Annotated in this window: 21 protein-coding genes; 17 read left to right on the forward strand and 4 right to left on the reverse strand. The window is 63.9% G+C overall.

Going from position 1 to position 23,358, the window contains the following annotated elements; genetic code table 11:
- The first annotated feature begins 30 nt into the window (after positions 1-30).
- The 7 genes from P9236_RS19705 to P9236_RS19735 all read left to right on the forward strand — a co-directional run bounded on the left by P9236_RS19705 (position 31) and on the right by P9236_RS19735 (position 8,696).
- On the forward strand, positions 31-1,827 hold the full coding sequence (locus tag P9236_RS19705) for an acyl-CoA dehydrogenase (RefSeq protein WP_278076150.1): 1,797 nt from the start codon (positions 31-33) through the stop codon (positions 1,825-1,827).
- A gap of 52 nt (positions 1,828-1,879) precedes the next feature.
- A complete protein-coding gene (locus P9236_RS19710; protein WP_278076151.1) occupies positions 1,880-3,052 on the forward strand; it encodes an acyl-CoA dehydrogenase family protein in 1,173 nt (390 codons plus the stop codon).
- A gap of 32 nt (positions 3,053-3,084) precedes the next feature.
- The gene (locus P9236_RS19715; RefSeq protein WP_278076152.1) at positions 3,085-4,293 is read left to right on the forward strand and encodes an acetyl-CoA C-acetyltransferase; all 1,209 of its coding nucleotides are present in this window, start codon (positions 3,085-3,087) and stop codon (positions 4,291-4,293) included.
- Positions 4,294-4,307: 14 nt separating this feature from the next.
- Entirely contained in the window at positions 4,308-6,527 is a 2,220-nt protein-coding gene (locus P9236_RS19720; protein WP_278076153.1) for a 3-hydroxyacyl-CoA dehydrogenase NAD-binding domain-containing protein, read from the forward strand.
- A 9-nt stretch (positions 6,528-6,536) separates the two neighbouring features.
- Complete coding sequence (locus P9236_RS19725) at positions 6,537-7,079, forward strand: thioesterase family protein (RefSeq protein WP_278076154.1); 543 nt, start codon at positions 6,537-6,539, stop codon at positions 7,077-7,079.
- Between the two features lie 95 nt (positions 7,080-7,174).
- Positions 7,175-7,813, forward strand: coding sequence for a helix-turn-helix transcriptional regulator (locus tag P9236_RS19730; protein WP_278076155.1), 639 nt, complete (start codon positions 7,175-7,177; stop codon positions 7,811-7,813).
- 25 nt (positions 7,814-7,838) lie between these two features.
- Entirely contained in the window at positions 7,839-8,696 is an 858-nt protein-coding gene (locus P9236_RS19735; protein WP_278076156.1) for a thermonuclease family protein, read from the forward strand.
- On the opposite strand, the gene P9236_RS19740 is transcribed toward P9236_RS19735, so the two are convergent.
- Entirely contained in the window at positions 8,659-10,308 is a 1,650-nt protein-coding gene (locus P9236_RS19740; RefSeq protein WP_278076157.1) for a lysine--tRNA ligase, read from the reverse strand. The two genes, P9236_RS19735 and P9236_RS19740, sit on opposite strands and share 38 nt — an antisense overlap.
- A gap of 220 nt (positions 10,309-10,528) precedes the next feature.
- On the opposite strand from P9236_RS19740, the gene P9236_RS19745 reads away from it, so the two are divergent.
- Positions 10,529-10,942, forward strand: coding sequence for a tellurite resistance TerB family protein (locus P9236_RS19745; protein WP_278076158.1), 414 nt, complete (start codon positions 10,529-10,531; stop codon positions 10,940-10,942).
- A gap of 196 nt (positions 10,943-11,138) precedes the next feature.
- Here the strand turns inward: P9236_RS19745 and P9236_RS19750 are convergent, their stop codons facing one another.
- Complete coding sequence (locus P9236_RS19750; protein WP_278076201.1) at positions 11,139-11,960, reverse strand: transporter substrate-binding domain-containing protein; 822 nt, start codon at positions 11,958-11,960, stop codon at positions 11,139-11,141.
- A gap of 276 nt (positions 11,961-12,236) precedes the next feature.
- Here P9236_RS19750 and P9236_RS19755 point away from each other — a divergent pair, with 276 nt between their 5' ends.
- The 3 genes from P9236_RS19755 (at position 12,237) to P9236_RS19765 (ending at position 14,661) form a co-directional block, all read left to right on the forward strand.
- Entirely contained in the window at positions 12,237-12,968 is a 732-nt protein-coding gene (locus P9236_RS19755; RefSeq protein WP_278076159.1) for a LuxR family transcriptional regulator, read from the forward strand.
- Positions 12,969-13,264: 296 nt separating this feature from the next.
- Entirely contained in the window at positions 13,265-13,903 is a 639-nt protein-coding gene (locus P9236_RS19760; protein WP_278076160.1) for an acyl-homoserine-lactone synthase, read from the forward strand.
- 11 nt (positions 13,904-13,914) lie between these two features.
- Positions 13,915-14,661, forward strand: a complete 747-nt coding sequence (locus tag P9236_RS19765) for an enoyl-CoA hydratase-related protein (protein ID WP_278076161.1) — start codon at positions 13,915-13,917, stop codon at positions 14,659-14,661.
- Between the two features lie 100 nt (positions 14,662-14,761).
- On the opposite strand, the gene ppk2 is transcribed toward P9236_RS19765, so the two are convergent.
- The gene (ppk2, locus tag P9236_RS19770; RefSeq protein WP_278076162.1) at positions 14,762-15,667 is read right to left on the reverse strand and encodes a polyphosphate kinase 2; all 906 of its coding nucleotides are present in this window, start codon (positions 15,665-15,667) and stop codon (positions 14,762-14,764) included.
- A gap of 187 nt (positions 15,668-15,854) precedes the next feature.
- On the opposite strand from ppk2, the gene P9236_RS19775 reads away from it, so the two are divergent.
- The 3 genes from P9236_RS19775 (at position 15,855) to P9236_RS19785 (ending at position 19,049) form a co-directional block, all read left to right on the forward strand.
- A complete protein-coding gene (locus tag P9236_RS19775; RefSeq protein WP_278076163.1) occupies positions 15,855-17,120 on the forward strand; it encodes an ATP-binding protein in 1,266 nt (421 codons plus the stop codon).
- Between the two features lie 105 nt (positions 17,121-17,225).
- Positions 17,226-17,951 (forward strand): phosphate signaling complex protein PhoU, encoded by a 726-nt coding sequence (phoU, locus tag P9236_RS19780; protein WP_278076164.1) that lies wholly within the window; start codon positions 17,226-17,228, stop codon positions 17,949-17,951.
- An 87-nt stretch (positions 17,952-18,038) separates the two neighbouring features.
- The gene (locus P9236_RS19785; protein WP_278076165.1) at positions 18,039-19,049 is read left to right on the forward strand and encodes a magnesium and cobalt transport protein CorA; all 1,011 of its coding nucleotides are present in this window, start codon (positions 18,039-18,041) and stop codon (positions 19,047-19,049) included.
- Between the two features lie 80 nt (positions 19,050-19,129).
- Here P9236_RS19785 and P9236_RS19790 read toward each other — a convergent pair whose 3' ends face one another.
- On the reverse strand, positions 19,130-19,648 hold the full coding sequence (locus P9236_RS19790; RefSeq protein WP_278076166.1) for a GcrA family cell cycle regulator: 519 nt from the start codon (positions 19,646-19,648) through the stop codon (positions 19,130-19,132).
- A 356-nt stretch (positions 19,649-20,004) separates the two neighbouring features.
- Between P9236_RS19790 and P9236_RS19795 the strand changes: the two genes are divergently transcribed.
- From P9236_RS19795 to P9236_RS19805, 3 genes are all read left to right on the forward strand, one after another.
- The gene (locus tag P9236_RS19795) at positions 20,005-21,204 is read left to right on the forward strand and encodes an aspartate aminotransferase family protein (protein WP_278076167.1); all 1,200 of its coding nucleotides are present in this window, start codon (positions 20,005-20,007) and stop codon (positions 21,202-21,204) included.
- Positions 21,205-21,219: 15 nt separating this feature from the next.
- Positions 21,220-22,131, forward strand: a complete 912-nt coding sequence (argF, locus tag P9236_RS19800) for an ornithine carbamoyltransferase (RefSeq protein WP_278076168.1) — start codon at positions 21,220-21,222, stop codon at positions 22,129-22,131.
- Between the two features lie 123 nt (positions 22,132-22,254).
- Positions 22,255-23,286 carry an Hsp33 family molecular chaperone gene (locus tag P9236_RS19805; RefSeq protein ID WP_278076169.1) on the forward strand — a complete coding sequence of 344 codons (1,032 nt, stop codon included), beginning with the start codon at positions 22,255-22,257 and terminating at the stop codon, positions 23,284-23,286.
- Positions 23,287-23,358 lie beyond the last annotated feature (72 nt).

A 23,358-nucleotide genomic window follows, 5' to 3' on the forward strand; every position in this document is an offset into this window, starting at 1 on the left:
CTGGCCAGGACCGCAAGGGTGGAGGAAGGCATGACGATCTACAGGGCGCCCGTCCAGGACACGCTGTTCGTGCTCAACGACGTGCTCGGCTATCAGCGCTATTCCAATCTTCCGGGCTTCTCGGACGCCACGCCCGACGTCGTCGAGGCGATCCTCGCCGAAGGCGCGAAGCTTGCCGAAAACGTCATGCATCCGCTGAACCGGGTCGGCGACATGGAAGGCTGCGAGCGCCATGACGACGGCTCGGTGACCACGCCCAAGGGCTTCAAGGAGGCCTTCGACCAGTATCGCGAGGGCGGCTGGATGGGGCTCGCGGCTCCCGCCGAGTTCGGCGGCCAAGGCCTGCCTTACACCGTCCACACCGCGGTCTCCGAATACATGGTCTCGGCCAATATGGCGCTGATGATGTATCCCGGCCTGACGCAGGGCGCGATCGCGGCCATCGTCACCCATGGCACGGACGAGCAGAAGGCCACCTGGCTGCCCAGGCTGATCGAAGGCGCCTGGACCGGCACCATGAACCTCACCGAGCCGCATTGCGGCACCGACCTTGGCCTGCTGCGCACCAAGGCGGTGCCCAACGGCGACGGCAGCTACAGGATTTCCGGCCAGAAGATATTCATCTCCGCCGGCGAGCACGACATGGCGGACAACATCGTGCATCTGGTGCTGGCCCGCGTTGAGGGCGCGCCGGAAGGGGTCAAAGGCATCTCGTTGTTCATCGTGCCGAAGTTCAAGCTCGATGGTTCCGGCAATGTCGGCGAGCGCAACACGCTCTCCTGCGGCTCGATCGAGGAGAAGATGGGCATCCACGGCAATTCGACCTGCGTCATGAATTATGACGAGGCCGAGGGCAGTCTGCTCGGCGAGCTGAACGGCGGCCTGAAGGCCATGTTCACGATGATGAACGAGGCTCGACTGGGCGTCGGCCTGCAAGGGCTTTCGGTCTCCGAGATCGCCTATCAGAACGCCGCCGCCTACGCCAAGGATCGCCTCCAGGGCCGGTCGCTCTCCGGCGTCAAGGCGCCGGACAAGAAGGCCGATCCGATCATCGTCCATCCCGACATCCGCCGCTCGCTGATGACCATGAAGGCGTTCAACGAGGGCGGCCGCGCGCTGGCGCTGTGGACGGCGATCAAGTCGGACGTCGCGCACCGCTCCGGCGACGACAAGGACCGCCAGGCGGCCGATGACCACACTGGCCTGATGACGCCGGTGGTCAAGGGCGTGCTGACCGACAAGGGCTTCGACCACGCCGTGATGGCGCAGCAGGTCTTCGGCGGTCATGGCTATATCGAGGAGCAAGGCATGAGCCAGTTCGTGCGCGATGCCCGCATCGCCATGATCTACGAGGGCGCCAACGGCATCCAGGCGCTCGACCTCGTTGGTCGCAAGCTGGCGCAGAATGGCGGCCGCGCCGTGCAGGCCTTCTTCAAGGAAGTCGGCGAGTTCTGCGAGGAAAACCGCGCCGACGAGAAGATGGCGCCCTTCACCAAGGCGCTGAAGAAAGGCCTGAACGACCTGCAGGCGGCGACCATGTGGCTGGTGCAGAACGCCATGGCCAAGCCCGACAATGCGGGTGCGGCCTCGACAGACTACATGCATCTCTTCGGCCTGGTCGCGCTGGGCTACATGTGGGGGCAGATGGCCAAGTCCGCTCAGGCCAAGCTGGCGGAAGGCGCCAACGGCGCTACGTCCTTCTATGACGGCAAGCTGGTAACAGCGCGCTTCTTCATGGAGCGGATCATGCCGGAGACCGCGACGCGTCTCGCGCGCATTTCCAGTGGCGCGGATACGCTAATGGCGCTGCCGGTGGAAGCGTTCTAGGTTTGGCGGGCCGGCAGAGCCGGCCCACAATTGTCGGAACGCGGAGGAAATCGTGACGACAAACCCAGCTGAAGTTCTTGGCCTGCCGAAGCCCGCCTGGGCGGCGGACGAGGTCGGCATGCTCTACGATATGGCGACCCGCTTCATGGCGGAAGAGATCGCGCCGCGCTACGACGAGTTCGAGAAGAACGAGATGGTCGACCGCGAGAGTTGGCTGAAGGCGGGCGCCGCCGGCCTGCTCTGCGCTTCGATGCCGGAGAAATACGGCGGCTCCGGCGGCACCTTCGCGCATGAGAGCGCCATCATCGAGGCGATCGGCCATGTCGGCGTCGACGGCTTCGGCATCGGCCTGCACAATTCGATCGTCGCGCCATACATCCTGCATTACGGCTCCGAGGAGCAGAAAGAGAAGTGGCTGCCGAAACTGGCTACCGGCGAGCTGATCGGCGCCATCGCCATGACCGAGCCGGGCGCGGGTTCGGACCTGCAGGGCGTCAAGACCCGCGCCGAGAAGGACGGCAACCACTACAAGATCAACGGCTCCAAGAACTTCATCACCAATGGCCAGCTCGCCAACCTGATCATCGTCGTCACCAAGACGGATCCGGACAAGGGCGCCAAGGGCACCTCGCTGATCGTCGTGGAGACCGACGAGGTCGAAGGTTTTGAGCGCGGCCGCAACCTCGACAAGATCGGGCTGAAGGCCAACGACACATCCGAGCTGTTCTTCAACGACGTGCGCGTGCCGACCTCCAATCTGCTCGGCCACGAGGAGGGCAAGGGCTTCGTCCATCTCATGGAGCAATTGCCGCAGGAGCGGCTGCAGATCGGCACCGGCGCCATCGCCATGGTCGAGCGGGCGCTGGCGATCACCATCGACTATGTCAAGGAGCGCAAGGCCTTCGGCAAGGCGATCATCGATTTCCAGAACACCCAGTTCAAGCTGGCCGAGCTCAAGACCGAGGCGACCATCGGCCGCGTCTTCTACAACGACTGCGTCGCCCGCCACATCGATGGCGGCCTCGACCCGGTCACCGCCTCGATGGCCAAATACTGGCTGTCCGACCTGCAGGGCAAAGTCGTCGACGAATGCCTTCAACTGCATGGCGGCTATGGCTACATGAACGAATATCCGATCGCCCGCATGTACCGCGACGCCCGCGTCCAGCGCATCTACGGCGGCACCAACGAGATCATGAAATTGCTGATCGGGCGCTCCCTCTGAGCGCGGCGGCCGGCAAACCCAAGGAGCATGAAATGGCCGAAGCTTACGTCTATGACGCCGTGCGCACGCCGCGCGGCAGGGGCAAGAAGGATGGCTCGCTGCACGAGGTGCCGGCGGTGCGGCTGGCGGCAAAGACGCTTGAAGCGTTGCGCGACCGCAACGAGCTCGACACCGGCAATGTCGACGACATCATCTTCGGCTGCGTCGATCCCGTCGGCGAGGCGGGCTCGGTCATTCCGCGTGCGGCCGCTTTCGAGGCCGGCTACGACACCAAGGCGCCGGGCATGCAGATCTCGCGCTTTTGCGCCTCGGGCCTCGACGCCATCAATTTCGGCGCCGCCAAGATCGCGCAAGGCGCGGACGAGATCGTCATTGCCGGCGGCGTCGAATCCATGTCGCGCGTCGGCATGGGGATGTCCGGCGGTTCCTGGTTCATGGATCCGTCCGTCGGCCTGCCTGGCTGGTTCGTGCCGCAGGGCATCTCGGCCGACCTGATCGCCACCAAATACGGCTTCAGCCGCGACGACGTCGACGCCTATGCGGTCGAAAGCCAGAAGCGCGCCGCCAAGGCCTGGGAAGAGGGCCGCTTCAAGAACTCGGTGATTCCGATCAAGGACCAGAACGGCCTCACCATCCTCGACCGTGACGAGCACATGCGGCCGTCGACCGACATGCAGTCGCTCGCCTCGCTCAATCCGTCCTTCGTCATGCCAGGCGAGATGGGCGGCTTCGATGCGGTCGCCGTGCAGAAGCATCCGGAAGTCGAGGAAGTGAACCACGTCCATCACGCCGGCAATTCGTCCGGCATCGTCGATGGCGCGGCCGCCGTGCTGCTCGGCTCGAAGAAGGCCGGCAAGGCGATGGGCCTGAAGCCCCGCGCCCGCATCCGCGCCTTCGCCAATATCGGCTCGGAGCCGGTGCTGATGCTGACCGGTCCGGTCGATGTCACCGAAAAGCTTCTGAAGCGTGCCAAGATGAAACTGTCGGACATCGACCTGTTCGAGCTCAACGAGGCCTTCGCCTCCGTTGTGCTGCGCTACATGCAGGCCTTCGACATCCCGCACGACCAGATCAACGTCAACGGCGGCGCCATCGCCATGGGCCATCCGCTCGGCGCCACCGGCGCCATGATCCTGGGCACGGTGCTGGATGAGCTGGAGCGCCGCGATTTGAACACCGCGCTGGTCACGCTCTGCATCGGCGCCGGCATGGGCACCGCCACCATCATCGAACGCGTCTGACGGGGAGAGAAAAGATGAGCTACACCAATTTCACTCTCGACGTGGACGCCGACGGCATCGCGCTGGTCACCTGGGACATGCCCGGACGCTCGATGAACGTCTTTACCGAAGAGGCGATGCGCGAGCTCAATTCCATCGTCGATCACGTGGCCAGCGATGCGGCCATCAAAGGCGTGGTCATCACCTCCGGCAAGGACAGCTTCTCCGGCGGCGCCGACATCACCATGCTGCAGAAGATGCTCGCCACCTTCGCCGTGGAAAAGGAGAAGGATCTCGAAAAGGCGACCAAGGCGCTGTTCGACAATGCCGGCTACATGACCGGTCTGTTCCGCAAGATCGAGACCTGCGGCAAGCCGTGGGTTTCCGCGATCAACGGCACCTGCATGGGCGGCGCCTTCGAGATGTCGCTCGCCTGCCACGGCCGCGTCGCCGCCGATTCCGACAAGGTGAAGATGGCGCTTCCCGAGGTGAAGATCGGCATCTTCCCCGGCGCCGGCGGCACCCAGCGCGTGCCGCGGCTGACCGATCAGCAGCAGGCGCTGCAGATGCTGACCACCGGCCAGACTCTCACGCCGCAAAAGGCGAAATCGATGGGCCTGATCCACGAGATCGCCGAACCGAAGAAGCTCGTCGAGACCGCCAAGGCGATGATCAAAAACGGCCTGAAGCCGGTCGCGCCCTGGGACGAGAAGGGCTTCAAGCTGCCCAGCGGCCCGATCTATTCGGCGGCCGGCGCCAATCTCTGGCCGCCGGCCATCGCCATCCTGCGCCGCGAAACCTACGGCAACTATCCGGCCGCCGCCGCGATCCTGAAATGCGTCTACGAAGGCCTGCTCGTTCCCTTCGACACGGCGCTCAGGATCGAGCAGCGCTACTTCACCGAGATCATGCAGACCAAGGAAGCGGCGGCGATGATCCGCTCGCTGTTCGTGTCGCTGCAGGAATTGAACAAGGGCGCCCGCCGCCCCGCCGGCGTGCCCGACACCAAGTTCAAGAAGATCGGCATCCTCGGCGCCGGCTTCATGGGCGCGGGCATCGCCTATGTCACCGCCAAGGCCGGCATTCCGGTCGTGCTCCTCGACCGCGACATGGAGTCGGCCGAGAAGGGCAAGGCGCATTCCGACAGCCTGATGGCCGATCAGGTGAAGAAGGGCCGCGCCAAGCCCGAGGAGAAGGACAAGCTGCTCTCGCTGATCACGCCGACGGCCGACTATGCCGATCTTGCCGGCTGCGACCTCGTCGTCGAGGCCGTCTTCGAGGATTCGGCCGTCAAGAAGCTCGCCACCGAAAAGGCGGAAGCGGTGCTGAAGTCGTCGGCGATCTTCGCTTCCAACACTTCGACCATCCCGATCACCTCGCTGGCGAAGAATTCGGCGCGGCCGAAGAATTTTGTCGGCATCCACTTCTTCTCGCCGGTCGACAAGATGATGCTGGTCGAGATCATCCTCGGCAAGAAGACCGGCGACAAGGCGCTTGCCATGGCGATCGATTTCGTGCGCGCCATCAAGAAGACGCCGATCGTCGTCAACGATACGCGCGGCTTCTACGTCAACCGCTGCGTTCTCCGTTACATGTCGGAAGCCTACAAGATGCTGATCGAAGGCGTGCCGGCCGCGATGATCGAGAACGCCGCCAAGGCCGCTGGAATGCCCGTTGGCCCGCTGGCGCTCACCGATGAGACGGCGATCGACCTTGCCCAAAAGATCATGAAGCAGACCATCAAGGATCTCGGCGAGAAGGCCGTCGATCCGAAGCAGATGGCGCTGATCAACACCATGGTCGACACGCACGGCCGCTTCGGTCGCAAGAACGGCAAGGGTTTTTACGACTATCCGGCGAAGCCCGCGAAGAAGAAGCTGTGGCCGGGCCTCAAGAATATCTATCCGCAGCTCGAGCCGGAGAAGGTTGACTATGAGGAGCTGAAAGAGCGCCTGCTGGTCACCATCGCGCTCGAGGCCGTGCGCGTGATGGAGGAGGGCATCGTCACCGACCCGCGCGAGGCGGATGTCGGCTCGATCCTGGCCTTCGGCTTCGCCCCCTTCACCGGCGGCGCGCTCTCCTACATCGACGGCATCGGCGCCAAGCGTTTCGTCAAGATCGCCAAGGGCCTGCAGAAGAAATACGGGGCCGAATTCAAGGCGCCGAAGCTTTTGCTCGACATGGCCGAAAAGGGCGAGACCTTCTACCAGCGCTTCGACCCCTACCAGAAGGGCGAAGTCAGGAAGGCCGCCTGACGCTCGATCATGTATGTCTGGGGGCGCCTCGCGCGCATGATGGCCACGGCGGGAAGCCGTGGCCCTTACATGGTCGGCGATCAGAGTCGGCTGGCCTTCCGCTGCCTCCCGACCGACATCGATTTCAACAGCCATCTCAACAATGCGCGCTACATGATGCTGGCCGACCTCGGCCGCATCGATCTTTTTCTTCGCGTCGGTCTCGTCGCGCTGGCCCGCCGTAACGGCTGGGCGCCGATGATCGGCGGGCTGCAGTCGGCCTATGTGCGCGAGATCAGGCTGTGGCGGCGCTTCGAGGTGGTGTCGTCGATCGACACCTGGGAGGGCACCTCGGTCGTCGGCAAGCACCGCTTCGTCCTCGACAATGGCGAGACGGCCGCGCTGATCCTGACCACGGGCGGCGTCTATGACCGTCGCGGCCGCCGTTTTCTCGAGATCGACGAGGTCGTCGCGGCGCTCGGCCATTCCACCCGGCCGCGCCCGCTGACCGAAACCGAACGGGCGTTCATGATTTCGCACAAAAACCTGCGCGAGCAGGCCAAGCAGGTCTGATTGTCGGCGATCCAGCGCTTCGCCAGTGGACAATCGGATGGTCGCGCGCTAGACAATTCTGAGGCATTTTTTCCTGTTTTCGAAGGAGAGCTGACTTGCTCTCACACGATCGCGTCTGGGCCGCAATCGATGCTCTCGCCGAGCGCTATTCGCTCTCGGCCTCCGGCCTCGCCAGGCGCGCGGGCCTCGATTCGACCGCTTTCAATAAATCGAAACGTCTCTCTTCCGACGGCCGCCCGCGCTGGCCCTCGACCGAATCCCTGGCCAAGATCATCGAGGCCACCGGCGCTTCGCTCGAAGAATTCACCGTGCTGGTCGAGGGTCGCAGCGGCCCCGTCGAGCCGCAGCGCGCGGCCGTGCCGCTGCTTGGCTTTGCCCAGGCCGGCGCCGGCGGCTTCTTCGATGACGCCGGCTATCCGTCCGGGCAGGGCTGGGACCTGGTGGAGCTTCCGACGCGAGCGGCGGAAAGCTCCTACGCGCTGAAGGTCCAGGGCGATTCCATGCTGCCGCTCTACCGCAACGGCGACGTGCTGATCGTCGAGCCGGGCGCGCCGACGCGCAAGGGCGACCGCGTCGTAGTCAAGACTACTGCCGGCGAGGTCATGGCCAAGGTGCTCGACCGGCAGACCGCGGCGTCGATCGTCCTGGTCTCGCTCAATCCCGCTCACCCGGACCGCGACATCCCGATGCGCGATGTCGAATGGGTGGCGCGGATCGTCTGGGCCAGCCAATAGGTCCGGGCTGGTGCGGATCCTCCATATGGCGCTCGCGCTCGCGGCGGTTCCGGCAATGGCGGCGCTGGTCGTTGCCGGAGGCCGCTCGCTGAAAGGCAGCGAAAGCACCGTCACGGTCGACCAGATCGATCCCGCCGCCGACATGATTCCGGACCAAGACACCGGCCCGGCGCCGCAGGAGCCCGCAACCTCCGCCATCATGGCGCCGGCCGCGCCGCAGCCGCCCAAACCGGTTGTGCACTCAAGGGCAATAGATCCGGATATCGTGGCGCTGCCTGAGCTGCCCACCGGGGAATTGGAACGGGTCGAGCCGCGTGCGCCGCTGAGCGATCTGGCGCTTGCAGGTCCGCCCAGGCCCCGAAAATCGAAGATGCCGGATGGCCGCGACGGCACCAAACTGTTCCAGCCTGTCGCGCCCGCCGCAGGTGTTATCCAGGCTAAGGACTATTCCGTCACCGTCTCGGACATCGACATCGTGAGAGCCGATGAAACCTGTAGCGATGAGGGGAAGTCCTGGGCCTGCGGTGCGCGGGCCCGGACCGCATTTCGTGCCTTCCTGCGCGGCCGGACGGCTGTCTGCGCGGTGCCCCCGCAAAGTGGGCGGGGCGCCAATTCCACCGAGTGCTGGGTCGGCAACAAGGATGTCGGTGAGTGGCTCGTGGAAAACGGCTGGGCGCGCGCCGCGCGGGGCGGCCCCTATGTCGAGGCTGAGAACAAAGCGCGCGCGGCGAAGAAAGGCATCTTCGGCGCGGTGCCGAACCTGGGCGGTCTGCCGGCGCTGCCGGCTGCGGCCGGACCGGCGCCTGCCGCGCCGGCTTCGATCCTGCCGGCGGAAGACAGCGCCGTTACGCCGCCAGCTGACCAGCCAGCGCCCGCTCGATGAGCGCGCGCGTTTCCGTGATGCCGTAGAGCGCCGCGAAGGAGCCGAAGCGCGGCCCGCGTTCCTGCCCGATCAGCACCTGGTAGATCATCTGGAAGAAGGCGACCGATACGCCAGGCCCGCCTTCGGGGCTCTGCTTGGAATGGTCCTGATAGCGCTCGATCCGCCGCGCCACGTTGAGCGCGGCGTTCTGGATCGCTTCGCCGTCCGCGCCTTGCGGCAAGGCGCCGAGCGCTTCCGAAAGCTTCGCCAGCGCCTCGCGCTCCACGTCGTCGGCGGCGCGGTAAACCTTGGTCGGCTTCACGAAGTCGTCGAAATAGCGGATGGCATAGCCGGTCAGCCGGTCGAGCTCGGGATGCGTCTTCGGTGTCACGCCCGGCGCGTGCCGCGAGATGAAACCCCACAGCACCGCCTTGTCATGCGCGTTGGAGGCGCTGACCAGATTGAGCAGCAGCGCGAACGGCACCGGCAGGTCGATCGCCGGCGGATTGCCGTCGTGCATGTGCCAGACGGGGTTTCCGAGCCGCTCCTTCCAGTCCTGGCGCGGATAGGCGCCGAGGAAAGCATAATATTCGTCGACAGCCTTCGGGATGACGTCGAAATAGAGCTTCTTGGCCTGCCGAGGCCGCTGGTACATGTAGAGGCCGAGGCTCTCGGTCGGCGCATAGGTCAGCCACTCGTCGATGGTGAGGCCGTTGCCCTTGGACTTGGAGATCTTCTGGCCGTTCTCGTCGAGGAACAATTCGTAGACGAAATGCTCCGGCGCGCGGCCGCCGAGGATGTTGCAGATGCGGTCGTAGATAGCCGCGTTGGTCTGGTGGTCCTTGCCGAACATCTCGAAATCGACGCCGAGCGCTGCCCAGCGCATGCCGAAATCCGGCTTCCACTGCAGCTTCACCTTGCCGCCGGTGACCGGCAGCGTGGTCTCGGTGCCTTCGTCGTCGAAGGTGATTGTGCCGGCCTTGGCGTCGACATGCTTCATCGGCACATAGAGCACTCGGCCGCTCTTCGGCGAGATCGGCAGGAACGGGCTGTAGGTCGCCTGGCGCTCCTCGCCGAGTGTCGGCAGCATGACCGCCATGATCTCGTCATAGCGCTCGGCGGCGCGCAGCAACACTTCGTCGAAGCGGCCGGACTTGTAGTACTGTGTCGCGCTGGCGAACTCGTAGTCGAAGCCGAACGTGTCAAGGAAGCGGCAGAGCATCGCGTTGTTGTGATCGGCGAAGCTCGCATAATCGCCGCCGAACGGATTGGGCACCGCCGTCAGCGGCTTGTGCAGGTAGGGCTCGAGTGCTGCGCGATCCGGCACGTTGTCCGGAATCTTGCGCATGCCGTCCATGTCGTCGGAGAAGCATAAGAGCTTGGTCTTGACCTTGTCCGCGGTCAGCACCCGAAAGGCGTGCCGCACCATCGTGGTGCGCGCCACCTCGCCGAAGGTGCCGATATGAGGCAGGCCGGACGGGCCATAGCCGGTCTCGAACAGGACAGTCTCGGGAAAATCCTTGTTCTTGTAGCGGGCGATGATCTTCTTGGCTTCCTCGAACGGCCATGCCTTGCTTTCGGCGGCGGCCGCGAGCACCTCGGGATTGAGATCGATGATGTTTGATCCCGTCATGTCACTTTCCAGGTCATGTGCCGGCCAGGTCGGCTTGGCGGCACGGGAAGATTTTTCAACCGGTGTCTAGGCGCGACTGGCCGGAGCGTCAACGATTTGCGGCGGTTTTCCTTGCGGCGCCACAATGGTGTTCGTACGTTGGAGCGCCATTCCCGCTGCATTAGCCCAAAGTGCGCAGCGGTTCTGGTACGACGACATGCCCGCTCTAAGGAGTTTTTGAATGCCTTCACTGACGCCGCACGAAGCCCTGATCTACTTGATGGTCATCACTTCGGCCTCCGACCGCGACATGACCGATGTCGAGTTGGCGCGGATCGGCGACGTTGTCCGCTCATGGCCGGTGTTCGTCGATTTCAATCAGGACAGGCTGGTCGCGGTGGCGCAGGAATGCCAGAAGGCGCTGCATGACAAGGCCGGGCTGGAAGGCGTGCTCGCGCGCGTCGCCAAGACGCTGCCGGAGCGGCTTCGCGATACCGCCTATGCGGCCGCTTTCGAAGTGGCCGCAGTCGATCTCGAAATGCGCATGGAAGAGGTGCGGGTGCTGCAGCTCATCCGCCTCAAGCTCGACCTCGACACGCTGACTGTCGCCGCGATCGCCCGCGCGGCCAAGGCGCGCCTGCGCACCCTGACTTAGAGCCGTTCAGCGCTTCGCGGAATCGCCGAACCGCTCTAAGTATTTGTTTTTACGTAATTTCTTACGGAAAACCGTTACACACTTTTCCTGGAATTGCTTGTCGATATTCAGGTAATGCCGGCCGGCAACTGGCTCGGCCTGACCTGGATCTCAACAAACCCTTGGCCTGTCACCTCGGTCTCACTTGTCACTTCGGTCAAAAGAAGCTCACCGGGAAATAGCGCAGGTAGAACTCGGCGAAGGTTCCCTTGATCGAAATTTCCTGCAGCGCGTAGTCGAAGGCCGCCGCCAGCGCCGTGTCGCCCGCTCTGGTGGCGATCGCCATGCCGGAGCCCAGATATTCGGGCGCCAGATACGGGCCGCCGGCAAAGCGGCAGCAACCGGCGGCATCCGAGCCGCCGAGCCAGAAGGCAAAGCGCATGCCGTCGCCGAAAGCGGCATCGATCTTGCCGGCCCTGAGGTCGGCGTAAAGGTCCTCGGGCTTGTCGAAGGGCACGACCTGCACGGTGCTGAAATAGTCGCGCAGCATCTTCTCATGCGCCGAGCCGGCAATGACGCCGACCCGCTTGCTGCGCAGCTTGTCGAGGATCGGTTCGGTGAAAGCCTTGGTCTTCGGCATGATGAAGCGCGCCGGGAACTGCAGGTAGGAACGCGAGAAGGCGTATTTCTCGCGGGTTTCCGGCGTCGCAGCGATGCCGGCGATGATCGCCTCGCCTTCGCCTTTCTGCAACGCGCCGTCGAGCTCGTTCCAGGGCAGCGCCTGGATTTGGCACTTCTCGACGATGCCGAGTTCCGCGCATATCGCCCGTGCCAAGTCGATATGGAAACCCGACAGCCGGCCTGAGCCCTCGATGAAATTGAAGGGCGGAAAATCGGTGGTGGTGAGGAACCTCAACCGCGGCACCGCGGAAAGATCGGGCTTGGGCAGCCGCTCCTTGGCATCCCACAGCACCGGGACCTGCGGCTCCGCAGCCTGAGTCGTGCCGGCGAGCGCCGGCGCCCCGATCAGTGCCGCCATCAGGGCCAGAAAGATCCACCGGAATGTCACGATGAGGCTCCGCCCGGTCATGTTTCCTTGGCTTTTCGTACGAAAATGACGCAGGCACAATTGTTTTTGATTTCAACCGTTCAAATTAGGCGTATGGTTTAGCATTGTTGCAAGTGGCCGCGCGCCGAGCTCGGGGGAGATAACCGGCGACGCGAAGAAGCTTGCGGCCGGGGTTGATGGCGAAGGGCAGTTCGGGCATCTACCGTGGGTAAACGAAAACAGAAGCAACATGGGGTAGATGTTGCGATGGGTCTATTCGATAGAACTCTGGAATACATAGATCAGCTGCAGCATGCCAACACGGCCGCGGCGGTGTGTGAGCGCTTGCTCGGCGTCACCTCGAATTTCGGGCTGACGGCGCTGATGGCCGGAACCGTGCCGCAGCCCGGCACGCCACGCGGCCAGCAGAAGGACCATGTGCTGCTCTGCGACTGGCCGGGCGAGTGGCTGGAGCGCTACGTGGCGCGCAACTATGTCGACCACGATCCGGTCGTCAGCCATATGAAGCAATTGCAGGCCCCGTTCCAGTGGCGGGAGGCCTCGCAGGCCATCGTCATCGACAAGAGCAGCGACGAGGTCATGGGCGACGCCCGTGAGTTCAAGCTGCGCGACGGCCTCGCCTTCCCGCTGGTCACGCTCGACGGCCAGATTGTCATGGTCTCGCTGGGCGGCGAGTCCGTCGAACTGTCGGACGTCGAATTCGGAATGGTCTCGCTGGTATCCACCTACGCCATCGGCCGCGCCATGCAGCTTCACACGATGGCCGGCAAGGTCATCGATCACATTGAGTTGACGCCGCGTGAGCGCGAATGCCTGCAATGGGCGGCCGTCGGCAAGTCCGAGTGGGAGATTTCGCAGATTCTCGGCATCTCGGAGCACACCTCCGAGAAACACCTTCTTAACGCCAAGAGCAAACTGGGCGCCGCCAATCGTGTGCAGGCAGTCGCCGAGGCGATTAGACGCGGCTATATTAGCTAGGTCGATTAGCTAGGTCGGCCGTACTGATCTGGAAATTCTTGTCCTGCGCGTTCGCGCAGTATTTTCGGGAAAGCCCAGCCGTATTTTCCTATCGAGCTTCAGGAGACGGCTAATGCTTTCTTAACGCCAAGAGCAAGCTGGGCACCGCCAATCGCGCGAGGCGGTCGCCGAGGCGATTAGACGCGGCTATATTAGCCAGGTCGGCCGTGCCGGCCTAGAAATTCTTGCCTACGCGTTCGCGTAATATTTTCGGGAAAGCCCGGCCGTATCTTCCTCTTAAGCCTAGGAGACGGCTAATGCTATTTTCCCTCACCACCCAGGAATTGATGGAACGTCCCGACCTCTGGGAAGCGGTCCATCGTCTGCGCTACAGGATCTTCGTCGAGGAGATGGGATGGACCGATCTCGATCGTCCGGACCAGCTTGAGATCGATCAGTTCGACCATGAGGAGGCCGAACACCACCTCGTCATCCGCAACGGCGAGCTTGCCGGCTACCAGCGCATGCTACCGACGACGCGGCCGCATCTCCTGACGGACGTGCTGTCGGACCTCTGCGAAGGGACGTCCCCCTCGGGGCCGAACATCTGGGAGCTCACCCGCTACGCGGTGGCGCCGGGCTTTCGTGACGGCAAGCGCGGCGTCTCGACGGTCGGCACCGAATTGATCGCCGGCTTCGTCGAATGGGGCCTCAAGCGCAACGTCAACCAGGTCATCATCGAGTTCGAACCGATGTGGGTGCTGCGGGCGCTGCAGCTGCACTTCCTGGCGACGCCGCTTGGCTACCAGCGCACTTACGGCAACCAGCAGGTCGTGGCGACGCTGCTCACCTTCACCGATCATACGCTGGAGGTGGTCCGTGCTCGCCGCAACCACTTCCTGCCGGTGCTGACCAGGGGCTATCCCGGTCAGCTCGGTCTGAGGCAGGCTTCGTGATGGAGGCGGTCATGAGCTTCCATCCCGAACCCGAGCTGCGCGGCCACACGCTGGTCGTCACCGTGTCCTCGCATGACGGTCGGCCGGTGCTGGACCGGCACGCTTATGCGAGCCTCGCAAGGACTTTCCACGAAGCCGCCGTCAATGACGACGTTCGTGTGGTCGTGCTGCGCGGCCTTGCCGGCTGCTTCTGCCTCGGCGGCGACTTCTCGGAGTTCCTCGACGCCACCAAGCATCAGCAGTTGATCGCCGCCGTCACCGACATGTTCCGCATGCTTGCGACCTTCCCCAAGCCGGTCCTTGCCTGCGTGGACGGGGATGCCGTCGGTGTCGGCTGCACCATCCTGTTTCACTGCGACATGGTGATTGCTTCCAAAGGGAGCACTTTCAGGGTGCCGTTCGTCGATTTCGGCCTCGTGCCGGACGCGGCGACCAGCATCCTGGCTCCCCAGAAGCTCGGCTACGCCGGCGCCTTCCGCTTCTTCTGCCTCGGCGACACCCTGGGCGTCGACGACGCCAAGGCGCTCGGCCTGGTCGGCGAGGTCGTTGAAGGCAGCGCCGAGGAGACGGCCTTGGCGCGGGCAAGGCAGCTCGCCAAGAAGCCGGTTGCCGCGCTGTTGCAGACGCGCGGTCTGCTCAAGGGCGATACGGACGTTCTATGCGACCGCATCGATCATGAGATATCGCTGTTCCAGCAGGCGCTCCAGGACGACGCCACGCTGAAGCGGCTGCAGCGGATCGCCCGCCTGGCCGCCTGAGCACTCTCGTAAAACCTCAGCGCCGCGCATCCGGAAGATGCGCGGCGCTGTAAGTCGGACGAAAGTCGGCGGGCGCCCCCGAATGTCACGTCTCGGAAAGCTATTTCTCCAGGAACGACGGCCCTTCGCCGACGATTTTCTTGTCTTCCCTGCCGATGACGTCGAGATCGCGCCCGGCATATGGCAGTGACAATAGGATCCGCTGGATGACGGCAAGCCGTGCGCGGCGCTTGTCGTTGGCGCGCACGATGATCCACGGCGCGAACTCCTTGTGGGTGCGCTCGACCATGAGATCGCGCGCCTTGGTGTAGTCATCCCATTTGTTGATGCCGGCGATGTCGATGGGCGAGAACTTCCAGTTCTTCAGCGGCGACCAACGCCGGTCGTGGAACCGTTCGAGCTGAGTTTCCCGGCCGATATTCAGCCAGAATTTGAAGAAGTGGATGCCCTCGTTTGAGATCATGCGCTCGAAATGCGGCGTCTCGTCGAGGAATTTCTCGTGCTGTTCCGGTGTGCAGAATCCCATGACCGGCTCGACGCCGGCGCGGTTGTACCAGGAGCGGTCGAAGGTGACGAACTCGCCCGAGGTCGGGAAATGGTCGACATAGCGCTGATAATACCATTGCCCAAGCTCCGGCGACGTTGGCTTGGTCAGCGCCACGTTGCGCGCCGTGCGCGGGTTCATGTACTGCCGCAGCACGAAGATCGTGCCGCCCTTGCCGGCCGCGTCGCGTCCCTCGAACAGCGCCATCACCCGCTTGCCGGTCGCCTGCAGCCAGGCCTGCGCCTTGACCAGCTCGATCTGCAGGCGCTCGAGCTCCTTCTCGTAGTCATCGCTGTTCATCTTCTTGTCGTAGGGATAGCCGCCGGCGGCGAGCTTGTTGTCCTCGATCCAGTCCGGAAGCACGGGATTGTCGATGTCGAACTCGCGTTCGACATCGCCGATCTTGATCTTGATCGGCCCCGCGGCAGGCGCCGCTTCGGCTTCTTCCTTGGCTTTTTTCATCGAGACGAACCTTTCCAGCTTGCGGACTCATGCTATGGGAGCCTCCACGGCGTTGCGTCCGTCTGGAGGCAACGCCTCGTAGCACTTTGATTTTGCGCATGAACATTCCAGAAAATCGATTCCGATTTTTCCGGCGTCATGCGCTAGTACGGTGAGGTCTCACCGGCGGAGGGATACGGGGCAGCGCATGGTCGATACAGGCGCAGAGCGGAAAGGCGCGACGCAAGCCATCGTCGCCCGGCTGCGGCGCAGCCGCTGGTTGCTGGCCGCGGCCGTCGTCGCTGTTCTCATGGTCTACGGCTTCGGCGGCGTTTCGATCTATGTGCCGCTGCTGGCCATGGCGCTGCTGGTCGCAGCCGCGATGCTGCCCGCCCACGTGGAGCGGCAAGCCGCAGACGACGCGGCGGCGATCGAGGCGGGCGGCCTGCAGCGGCTCTCCGGCGAATATCTCGCGGCGGCCGTCGCCGATCCGCTGATCATCTTCGACCAGGCCGCCACTATCGTCCACGCCAACGCGGCCGCCTTCGCTGCCTTCGGCGGGCTGGCGCCCGGCATGTCGCTGTCGCTCAAATTTCGTGCGCCGGAAATGCAGGTCTTGCTGGACGGCATCGTCTCGGGAGCCGTGGCCTCCGATGTCGTCGATTACACGGAAAAGCTCCCCGTGGAGCGGACATACCGGGTGAGCGCGTCCTCGGTCGGCCATGCCACCGATCTCTACGTGCTGGTGTTCAAGGACCAGAGCGAGGCGCGCCGCATCGATCGGATGCGCGCCGACTTCATCGCCAATGCCAGCCATGAGCTGCGCACTCCGCTCGCTTCGATCGCCGGCTTCATCGAGACCTTGCGCGGCCCGGCGCGCAGCGATCCGGCGGCGCGCGACCAATTCCTGCAGATCATGCAGAACCAGACGGGCCGCATGGCGCGCCTGATCGACGACCTGCTGTCGCTATCGCGGCTGGAGATGAAACCCTATCTGAGGCCGGGAACGGAGGTCGATCTCCGCCAGACCATCGACAGCGTGATCGATTCCCTCGGGCCGCTGGCCAGCGAGAACGGTCTTGTCATCGAACGGGATTTCATCGCTGGGCCGATTTCCGTGCCCGGCGACCGGGACGAGCTCTTCCAGGTTTTCGAGAACCTCCTGGAAAATGCCTGCAAATACGGCCAGTCAGGCGGGCGCGTTACCGTATCCGTCGCTGCCAGCGAGGATGGCCCAGATGCCGGCATCGACGTCACCATAAGAGACTACGGTCCCGGCATTGCCGAGGAACATATTCCCCGCATCACGGAGCGCTTCTACCGCGTCGATGTCGAAAACAGCCGGACCCAGAAAGGCACCGGCCTTGGCCTTTCCATCGTCAAGCATATATTGACGCGTCATAATGCTAGACTGTCGATCAAGTCGGAAGTCGGCAAGGGCGCGGCGTTCACGGTTCATTTGCCGGCTCGCTGATTGTGTATTGGTTGCTGACCGGCAATTTCGTCTTTCTGTCATCCGGTTCGCGTATCAGCGACAGATTGAGGGAACGCAGCCGGCGGACACCGGGAAGGCATATCCATGCAATCCGTTCACATTGTCAGTGCCTATGACGAAGAGCTGAAATTCCTGTCCAAGCGCATCGCCGCCATGGGCGGGCATGCCGAGCGCATGGTCGAGCAGGCGATCGAGGCCCTGGTCAACGCCGATCCGGGCCTCGCCCAGAAGGTCATCCAGGACGATCTCGTCCTCGACGAAAGCCAGCGCGAGATCGACGACAAGGCGATCATCATCATCGCCAAGCGCCAGCCGATGGCGACAGATCTGCGCGAGATCGTCGGCGCCATCCGCATCTCGGCTGACATCGAGCGCGTCGGCGATCTCGGCAAGAACGTCGCCAAGCGCGTCGCGGCGGTCATCGACGGCCGCCAGCCGAACAGCTTGTTCCGCGGCCTCGAGGCGCTGGCCAACCTCGCTCTCACGCAGCTCAAGGAAGTGCTCGACGTCTATGCCTCGCGCTCAGTCGACAAGATCGGCTTCGTGCGCGACCGCGACGACCAGATCGACGCCATGTACACCTCGTTGTTTCGCGAGCTCCTGACCTACATGATGGAGGATCCGCGCAACATCACGCCCTGCACGCATCTGCTCTTCTGCGCCAAGAACATCGAGCGCATCGGCGACCACGCCACCAACATTGCCGAAACCATCTACTACATCGTCACCGGCGACCAAATGCCGGCCGATCGACCGAAGGGCGACAAGACCGACCAGGTGGTGTCCCCGGGGACGGTATCGGCTAAGTGAACAGGCGGCCTCTCGAACGGCCTTCTAATTTAGGCTAAGCTCCTCCAGGTGCAGCGATTTTGTCAGTCGCTGTCTCGGGAGGTTGCGATGGAACAAATTCGAAACCTGACCCCGGCCCGCCAGCCGACATCCGGCATCATTGCGTCCAGCGTCTATTCCGCCGGCAAGCGCATCGCCGACATTCCGATCGAAGAGGCTGGTGTATGGGCGGCAAGGCCCGGCCATGTCGTCTGGATCGGCCTGCTCGAGCCGGACCGCAACCTGTTGCTCAGGGTGCAGGCGCAGTTCCACCTGCACGATCTGGCGATCGAGGACGCCGAGCACCCGCATCAGCGGCCGAAGATCGAGCAATATGGCGACGCCTTGTTCATCGTTGCCCGCACCGCCCAGCTGATCGAAGGCCGCGTCACCTTCGGCGAAACCCATCTCTTCGTCGGCACCGGCTATATCGTCAGCGTCAGGCACGGCCCGTCGACCTCCTACGCCCCGGTGCGCCAGCACTGGGAAAGCTGCCCGTCATCGCTGGCCAAGGGCGAGGATTTCGTTCTCTACGCCATCCTCGATTTCATCGTCGACAACTACATGCCGGTGCTCGAGCAGATCGAGGACGAGGTCGAGGCGATCGAGGACAAGGTGCTGCTGAAGCCGATGAGCGGCACCGATATCGAGCGGCTTTACATGTTGCGTCGCGACCTGCTCAGGCTGCGCAACGCGGCGCTGCCGCTGGTCGAGGTCTGCCGGCGGCTCACCAGCGCCGAGCTGCCGCAGATCCACGCCGCCATGCATCCGCTGTTCCGCGACGTGACCGACCACATCCGTACCGTGCAGGAGAAGGTAGACAGCCTGCGAGAGGTTCTGGCCTTCGCCTTCGAAGCCAGCCTTCTGGTCGGACAGAGCCAGGAAACGGCGATCTCCAAGAAGCTTGCCTCATGGGCAGCCATCCTGGCAGTGCCGACGGCCCTCGCCGGCATCTACGGCATGAACTTTACGGATATGCCGGAACTCAAGATGGAATATGGCTACCCGAGCGTGCTGGTGGCGATCGCGCTGATCTGCGCGTTCCTGTATTGGCGGTTCAGGAAGAATGGGTGGCTGTGAATGGTGAATAGTGAATAGTTGAAGGGTATTTCACGCGGCCGTTAATTGCCGCAAGTCCATTCACCATTCACCATTCACCTTCACCGCGCCCGCCGCCGCTCCGCCGCCGGCTGGAACGCCACGCGGGCGTGATATTTGCAGTACGGGCCGGTTTCTGCGGCTTCGTTGCCGCAGAAGCTGAAGTCTTCCGACAGCGGATCGCCGTTCGGCCACTTGCAGGTGCGCTCGGTCAGCTCGACGAGCTGCAGGTTGCGCGAGATCGGCACCACGACGTTTTCGACCGGGCGGATGTAGTGGCGCGCCACCGGCTCCGCGTCGAACTGCACCTGCAGCGCGGTAGCGCCGATGGAAGCCGTCACGTGACGTGCAGCACTTGCGGCTCGAGCCACCGATTTCTGCATCGAGGCCCCTTGCGTTGCCTTCTTCTGGCGCGCCGGCGCGGCGGTCGCGCGGCCGCGGCCCGACAGTTTCAGGCGATGCACCTTGCCAATGACGGCGTTGCGGCTCACGCCGCCGATCTGTGCGGCGATCTGGCTGGCGCTCAGACCCTCCGACCACAATTTCCTGAGAAGTTCGACCCGCTCGTCAGTCCAGTTCATGAGACCGCGCTCCTGCTGAGGCGTACGGCAGTCAGAATCCCTTCGCGCCCCGGCTCCCGCCGGGCAAACAACACCACATATACCGGGTGATTAGATCCGCCGCACGAAATCTAGCTATTTCTCAACTACAATTACCTTATGCGCTGACTCGGTGACAAGAGTCCCCAGGGCAACACGATTCGGTTTTTTCGGTTTTCCCCAACTTGCCTGACCGCTCATGAGCCGGCGTGCCGTCGGGGACTTGCCGCGCGCTTCTGCGCGACGTTTTCGTTGACTTCATGGCCGAAAAACATGATAAGCCGCAAAGGCCGCCGCATTGGCGGCTTTTTTGATTTCCGGTTCCGGAGGCGCATATAATGAGCGGTTCGGCGCTTTACGAGACTTTTGCTCGCGCACCCCTGGCTTTCGACCGTGGGGAGGGGACCTGGCTGGTCACCGACAAGGGCGAGCGATATCTCGATTTCGCCGGCGGCATCGCAGTGAACTCGCTGGGCCACAGCCATCCGCATCTGGTCGCGGCGCTCACCGAGCAGGCCGCCAAGCTGTGGCACGTCTCGAACCTCTACGAGATCCCGGAGCAGCGCCGGCTGGGCGAACGGCTGGTCGAGGCGACCTTTGCCGACAAGGTGTTCTTCACCAATTCTGGCGCCGAGGCACTGGAATGCGCCATCAAGACGGCGCGGCGTTACCATTTCGTCAAAGGCCATCCGGAGCGTTTCCGCATTATCACCTTCGAGGGCGCCTTCCATGGCCGCACCCTGGCGACCATCGCCGCCGGCGGCCAGTACAAATATCTCGAAGGCTTCGGACCGAAGGTCGAGGGTTTCGACCAGGTGGCGTTCGACGACATCGACGCCGCCGAAAAGGCGATCACGCCGGAGACCGCGGCGATCCTGATCGAGCCGGTGCAGGGCGAGGGCGGCATCCGCCCGGTGCCGACGCAGTCGCTGAAGCGCCTGCGCCAGCTCTGCGACCAGCACGGCCTGCTTCTGATTTTCGACGAGGTCCAGTGCGGTATCGGCCGCACCGGCAAGCTGTTCGCACATGAATGGAGCGGTGTGACCCCCGACTTGATGGCGATTGCCAAGGGTATCGGCGGCGGCTTCCCGATGGGCGCCTGCCTCGCCACCGATGAGGCCGCCACCGGCATGACGGCCGGTGTGCACGGCACCACCTTCGGCGGCAATCCGCTGGCGATGGCGGTGGGCAATGCCGTGCTCGACGTCGTGTTGGCCGACGGCTTCCTCGAGGATGTCCAGCGCAAGGCGCTGCTGCTCAAGCAGGGCCTTGCCGCGATCGTAGACGAATATCCCGACGTCATCGAAGGCATCAGGGGAACCGGCCTGATGCTTGGGCTGAAATGCGCCATGCCCAACACCAAGGTGAACATGGCGCTGCGCGATCAGCACTTGCTCGCCGTGCCGGCCGGCGACAACGTCATTCGTCTCTTGCCGCCGCTCACCGTCACCGACGAGGAGATCGGCGAGGCGCTGAAGCGCATCCGCGCCGGCGCCAAGGGCTTGACCGACGCCATTGCGGCCGAAGCCGCGAAGTAATTCTGGAATTTGCCGATGAGTGTTCGCCACTTCACCGACCTGTCAGCCGTTTCCGCCGGCGACCTGCGCTCGATGCTGGACGATGCGGTGGCGCGAAAGACCAGGCTCAAGGCCGGCGAGCGTTCGAAGCCGCTCGAAGGCAAGGTGTTGGCCATGATCTTCGACAAGCCGTCGACGCGCACCCGCGTTTCCTTCGATGTCGGCATGCGCCAGCTTGGTGGCGAGACGATCATGCTGACCGGCACCGAAATGCAGCTCGGCCGTTCCGAAACCATCGCCGACACCGCCAAGGTGCTGTCGCGCTACGTCGACGCCATCATGATCCGCACCACCTCGCATGACCGGCTGCTGGAGCTCACCGAGAGCGCCACCGTTCCGGTTATCAACGGGCTCACCGACGACACCCACCCGTGCCAGCTGATGGCCGACATCATGACCTACGAGGAGCATCGCGGTCCGGTCGCCGGCAGGACCTTCGCCTGGACCGGCGACGGCAACAATGTGCTGCACTCGCTGCTCGAAGCCTCGGCGCGGTTCCGCTTCAACCTCAACGTCGCGGTGCCGGAGGGCAGCGAGCCGTTCGAGAAATACGTCGACTGGGCGAAGGCCAATGGCGGCAAGGTCAGATTTGCCCACTCGGCCGAGGAGGCAGTCGACCAGGCGGATTGCGTCGTCACCGACAGCTGGGTGTCGATGGGCCAGGAGCATCGCGCCCGCGGCCACAACGTCTTCCTGCCTTACCAGGTCAACGCCGCGCTGATGGCCAAGGCGAAGTCCGACGCGCTCTTCATGCATTGCCTGCCGGCGCACCGCGGCGAGGAGGTCACCGACGACGTGATCGACGGGCCGCATTCGGTGGTGTTCGACGAGGCTGAAAACCGGCTGCACGCCCAGAAAGCTGTGCTGGCCTGGTGCCTGGGCGCTTGAGAAGGCCCGACTTGAACCGGCTTGTCTTGAAACGGACCAACTTGATCTGGCGATGTGTGATGCCTATTTGCGGGCCATCACGCAAATCGAACGCGCTTCGACCCATGCCGCCTGCAAAGCGGGATGGACGCGCCCCGGAGCTTTGTCATGTTGGAAACCCGTCCTTTGGCTGATCATCAACCCAAACTCGGTGAATTCGGCTTCGCCGGCGACGATCATGTCGTGCCTTACGAAGTGGCGCCCCTCGACGTGCGCGGTCGCACCGTGCAGCTCGGGCCGATGCTCGACGCCATTCTCAGCCGTCACGACTATCCCGAACCGGTCGCGCGGCTGCTGGCGGAAGCCTGCGTGCTCACCGTGCTGCTCGGCACGTCGCTGAAGTTCGAGGGCAAGTTCATCCTGCAGACCCGCACCGACGGGCCGGTCGACATGCTGGTGGCCGATTTCACCACGCCGCATGCGCTGCGCGCCTATGCGCGCTTCGACGCCGACCGGCTGCAGGCGCTGGTGGCCTCGGGCGAGACTTCGCAAGAGAAGCTGCTCGGCACCGGTGTTCTGGCGCTGACCATCGATCAGGGCGCCCACACGCAGCGTTATCAGGGCATCGTCCAACTCGACGGCACGTCGCTGGAGAACGCCGCGCGCACCTACTTCCGCCAGTCCGAGCAGATCCCGACCGATCTGAGGATGTCGGTTGCCAAGCTGGTGACGCCGGGTCCGGGCGGCGCCCGCGAGCAATGGCGCGCGGGCGGCATCCTGGCGCAGTTCCTGCCGCAGGCGCCGGAGCGCATGCGCGTGCCCGATATTTCGGGTGGCGACGGCGATCCGCGAGACGTGGCGTACGACCCGGCCGACAATTCATGGCGGGAATTGCTGGCGCTGCTCGGCACCATCGAGCAGACGGAGCTGATCGACCCCTCGGTGGGTACCGAGCGGCTGCTCTACCGGCTGTTCCACGAGCACGGCGTGCGCGTCTTCCGCAGCGTTCCCGTCGCCGACCAGTGCTCCTGCTCGCGTGAGAAGATTCGCGGCATCCTCGAAGGCTTTTCGGCCGAGGAGATCGAGGACAGCACCGAGGACGGCGGCATCCATGTCGCCTGCGAGTTCTGCTCGACGCAGTACGACTTCGATCCGGCGGATTTCGCGGCCGAGTGAAATGCCCTTCCTTCTCCCCGTTTACGGGGAGAAGGTGCCCAAGGGGCGGATGAGGGGCAGCGCCAACGTCGG

This window comes from Mesorhizobium sp. WSM4884 (assembly GCF_029625675.1).
Classification (GTDB): domain Bacteria; phylum Pseudomonadota; class Alphaproteobacteria; order Rhizobiales; family Rhizobiaceae; genus Mesorhizobium.